We start from the raw sequence: 4311 nt of genomic DNA, 5'->3' as shown, positions 1-4311 counted from the left end.
CGCCGCGACCGGCGGACGGGCCGCCCCGCGTCGGGCGCGTGCCCTCCGGGGCCGTCACGCGAGCTCCTCGCCGGTGCTGACCCGGACGCCGCGCGCCCAGTCGGTCGCCGGCATGGCCCGCTTTCCGGCGGCCCGGACCTCACCCAGTCGCACCGGCACGGTGGCCGTGCCGACCAGCACCCGGGCCTTCTCCACCAGCAGCTCCCCCGGCTTCAGGTCGGGGCCGTCGGCTGCCGCCACCACCGGGCCGAGCTTCACCCGCTCGCCCCGGAAGGTCGTCCAGGGGCCCGGGGCCGGGGTGCAGGCCCGGATCCGCCGGTCCACGGCGAAAGCCGGGTCGGTCCAGCGCACGCGGGCGTCCTCCACGGTCAGTTTGGGTGCCAGCGACACCCCGTCGGCCGGCTGCGGCTCGGCCCGGGCGGTGCCGTCGGCGATCGCGTCGAGCACCGCCACCAGCAGCCCGGCGCCGGACTCGGCGAGACGATCCAGCAGGTCACCGGAGGTGTCGCCGGCGCGGATCTCATCGGTCAGGGTGCCGAAGACCGGACCGGTGTCCAGGCCCTGCTCCAGCTGGAAGACGCTGGCCCCGGTCAGCTCGTCACCGTGCAGCACCGCGTGCTGCACGGGCGCGGCGCCGCGCCAGGCGGGCAGCAGCGAGAAGTGCAGGTTGATCCAGCCGTACCGGGGGATCTCCAGCGCGGCCGGCGGCACCAGCGCGCCGTAGGCGACCACCGGCACGCAGTCCGGTGCCAGCTCACGCAGCCGGTCGAGGAACTCCGGGTCACGGGGACGGTCCGGGGTGAGCACCTCGACGCCGTGCTCGTCGGCCCACTCGCCGACCGGGGAGCGGGACAGGCCACGCCCGCGCCCGGCGGGCGCGTCGGGCCGGGTGACCACCGCGACGAGGTCGTGCCGGGAGGCGGCGACGGCGGCCAGGGCGGGAACGGCGACGGCCGGCGTACCGGCGAAGATCACACGCATCCGGGTCACCGGCCCAGGCCGAAGGGGCTGCCCGCGGCGTGCGGGTTGACCTTGACCACCGGCGGGGCGGACGCGTCGTACCACTCGGCCTGGCGGATCGCCTTCATCGCCTCCTTGCGGCCGGCCGCGTCGAGCCGGTCCAGGAAGAGCACACCGTCGAGGTGGTCGGTCTCGTGCTGCACGCAGCGGGCCATCAGGCCGGTGCCGACGATCTGGAGCGGGTCGCCGTAGCCGTTGAAGCCCTTGGCGATCACGTTCTGCCGGCGCTTGGTGTCGAAGTAGAGCCCGGGGATGGACAGGCAGCCCTCCGGGCCGTCCTGCTCCTCCTCGTCGGGGAATTCGAGCACCGGGTTGACCAGGTGCCCCAGCACGTCGTCGACGTCGAAGGCGAACACCCGCAGGCCCACACCGAGCTGTGGCGCGGCCAGGCCGGCCCCGTTCTGCTCACGCATCGTGTCGGTCAGATCGGCGATGAGCCTACGCAGCTCGACGTCGAAGTCGACCACCGGATCGGCCGGCGTGCGCAGCACCGGATCCCCAAACAGACGGATGGGCTGGACGGTCACGCGGGACGGCTCCTTCATGGGGTGGGACGAGCGGTGCCGTACCAGTCTACGGAGTGCCCGGGTGGACGCCGGCCGGCGTACCTCGATCGGCGACCGCGGGTGTGCCCAGCGTCACCGGCAGGCTCTCGTAGCCCCGCAGGGTCAGCCGGGTCCGGTGCCGGGGCGCCCCGGCCAGGGCCAGCTCGGGCAGCCGGCGCAGCAGCATCGGGAAGGCCAGCTGCGCCTCCAGCCGGGCCAGCCCGGCGCCGAGACAGTAGTGCGGGCCGGCGCCGAAGGAGAGCGGATGCGCCTGGTCGCGGGTCGGGTCGAAGCGCTGCGGGTCGGGGAACCGGCGCGGATCCCGGTTGGCCGCCCCGAGCAGCAGCAGCGCCGTGCTGCCGGCCGGCAGGTCCAACCCGCCGCAGCGCACCGGCGCGGTGCTGGTCCGGGTGGTCAGCTGCACCGGCGAGTCGAAGCGCAGCAGCTCCTCAACGTACGCCGGGGCGAGCCCGGGGTCCGCGCGCAGCGCGGCCGCGGCCCCGGGGTGCCGCAGCAGCACCACCAGGCCGTTGCCGAGCAGGTTGGTGGTGGTCTCGAAGCCGGCGACCAGCAGCACCACCAGGTTGGCCAGCAGCTCGTCGCCGGTGAGCCGTTCGCCGTCGGTGTCGTGCACCTGGACCAGCGCGGTGGTCAGGTCGTCGGCGGGCGCCCGGCGGCGGGCGGCGACCAGCTCCGTGAAGTACGCGCGCAGCTCGGCGGCGCCCGCGTCGGCGACGGCCAGCTCCTCGGCGGTGATCTCCGGCTCCAGCACCCCGGTCAGGTCGCCGGCCCAGCGGCGGAACAGCGGCCGGTCGGTGGCCGGCACGCCGAGCAGCGCGCAGATCACCCCCACCGGCAGCGGGTACGCGAAGTCGGCCAGCACGTCGACGGGCGCTCCGTCCGCGGCACGCTCCAGCATGTCGTCGAGCAGCCCCTCCGCCTGGGCGCGCACCACGTCGCGCATCCCGGCGATCCGGCGCGGGCTGAACGCGCCGGCGGCGAGCCGGCGCATCCGGCTGTGGTCGGGCGGGTTGGTCCGCAGCATGGACCGGGCGATCGACGAGATCGCCGGGCTCTCGCGCCAGTTCGGCCAGACCTGGTCCCGCAGCGCGTCGTCCAGCACCCCGAGCCGGGGGTCGCGCAGCAGCTCGTCGGCCTCCGGGTAGCCGGTCACCACGTACAGGCCGGGCAGGGCCTGCACCACCGGCCCGTGCGCCCGCAGCCGCTCGTACGTCGGGTACGGGTCGACCCGCCCCTGCGGCGACATGAGCAGTGTGAGCGCCTCGGCAGCCTCCATGGCCGGCCTCCCCGTCGATGCGTCGGAGGCTCCATCATGCCCGCGTCGCCTCCGGCGCCGCCGCCCCGGACGAGGACGACTACGGGGTCAGGCGCTGGCGCCCGGGTCCCCCGCGAGGACCGCGTCGCCACCGAGCAGCGCGGGCTCCGGCAGCGGCAGCTGGATCTTGTGGGCGGCCTCCCAGTCGTAGACCAGGCCGGGGCGCACCTGCGCGACGAAGTAGTCGATCGCGCTCATCCCGCCGACCACCGGCTCGTCGACCTCCGCCACGAGCTGGGCGGGGACCAGGGAGAAGCCGTTCTGCAGGGCGGCGCTGAGCCGGCGGTGACCGTCGACGACGAAGAAGTACTCACCGGTGAACCCGATCCTCAGCGGCTTCAGCGCCGAGTCGCCGGCCTCGGCCACGTCGCTGACGAACTCGGAGTCCCACAGTCCGCGCAGGGTGGCGATGTCCTCGGTCGGGTAGACCCGGGCCGGGTCCAGCAGCAGCAGCGGTGGCTCGTCGCGCAGCACCTCACTGCCGAGCGTCCCCTCGTACGCGGCGATGATGTGCTCGACCACCTCGGCGGCGGAGGCCCGGGTGGTGTCGCAGATCAGGTCATAGTTGCGCAGCCGGGCCTTGTCCACCCCGTACCGGATGATGAACCGGTTGCGCTCGCTCTCGCTGCGCTCGCGCAGCTTGGCCTTGGCCTCCTGGAGCGTGGCGTAGCTCTCCGCCGGCCCGGAGGGCCGGGCCAGCACGCGGCGGGCCGCCTCGCCCGGCTCGGTGATCATGTGAACCTTGAGCGCGTCGGTGAAGAAGTGCCACGCCAGCCGGGAGTCCATGACGAGGCTCTCGCCGGAGGCGGCGATGTCCCGTTGGAGCTGGTCGACGTAGCCGTCGACCGCCTGGTCGAGCTCGGCGTGCAGGTTGAGCTGCAACGCAGTCATCTGCCGCTGCTGCGCCATCTCCCGGTAGAGGTCACCCACGCTGACCCGGCGCATGCCGAGCCGCTTGGCGATCTCCACCGACACGGTGCTCTTGCCGCTGCCGAGGTCGCCGTTGAAGACGATCGATTGTCGAACGGTCACGACTGGTCCACCCCTGATCACCGGCTCTTTGACATCATCGACATCGCGTCCGACCGACGCGTTCCCGCCATCGTCGCTGCCATCCTGTGACGGCTCCAGCTCGGCGTGTCTGACGCCGCGCCGCGACCTGGATCCGTCGTGCGCCCGGGCATGACGGGCGATGCTACCACCCTGCCGCCAGCGCTTTGCCGGACGCGGTGTGCGGGAGCCAGGGTTCCGGCCCAGGTCGGCGGGCCGCCGGCGCCCGCCGCCCGGCTCAGAACAGGCTCAGCGGATCGACCTGGAGGCGGACGGGATCGGCGGCCTTGCGGGCCGCGCGCGCCCCCGCGGCCGAGTGCAGCGCCTCGGCCAGCGCGGCGGCCCGGGCCGGCCGGCCGG

Annotated in this window: 4 protein-coding genes; all 4 read right to left on the bottom strand. The window is 74.3% G+C overall.

Features of this window, described 5'->3' with window-relative positions; genetic code table 11:
- Positions 1-54: 54 nt before the first annotated feature.
- The 4 genes from fmt to EAD98_RS00760 all read right to left on the bottom strand — a co-directional run bounded on the left by fmt (position 55) and on the right by EAD98_RS00760 (position 3933).
- Complete coding sequence (fmt, locus tag EAD98_RS00775) at positions 55-981, bottom strand: methionyl-tRNA formyltransferase (RefSeq protein ID WP_121652176.1); 927 nt, start codon at positions 979-981, stop codon at positions 55-57.
- 5 nt (positions 982-986) lie between these two features.
- On the bottom strand, positions 987-1547 hold the full coding sequence (def, locus tag EAD98_RS00770) for a peptide deformylase (protein WP_121652177.1): 561 nt from the start codon (positions 1545-1547) through the stop codon (positions 987-989).
- Between the two features lie 46 nt (positions 1548-1593).
- Positions 1594-2862 (bottom strand): cytochrome P450, encoded by a 1269-nt coding sequence (locus EAD98_RS00765; RefSeq protein ID WP_121652175.1) that lies wholly within the window; start codon positions 2860-2862, stop codon positions 1594-1596.
- 87 nt (positions 2863-2949) lie between these two features.
- Complete coding sequence (locus EAD98_RS00760) at positions 2950-3933, bottom strand: AAA family ATPase (RefSeq protein ID WP_121652174.1); 984 nt, start codon at positions 3931-3933, stop codon at positions 2950-2952.
- Positions 3934-4311: the final 378 nt, after the last annotated feature.

The organism is Micromonospora sp. CV4 (genome assembly GCF_003667455.1).
GTDB lineage: Bacteria > Actinomycetota > Actinomycetes > Mycobacteriales > Micromonosporaceae > Micromonospora.
This window is presented reverse-complemented; position numbering and strand designations above follow the sequence as displayed.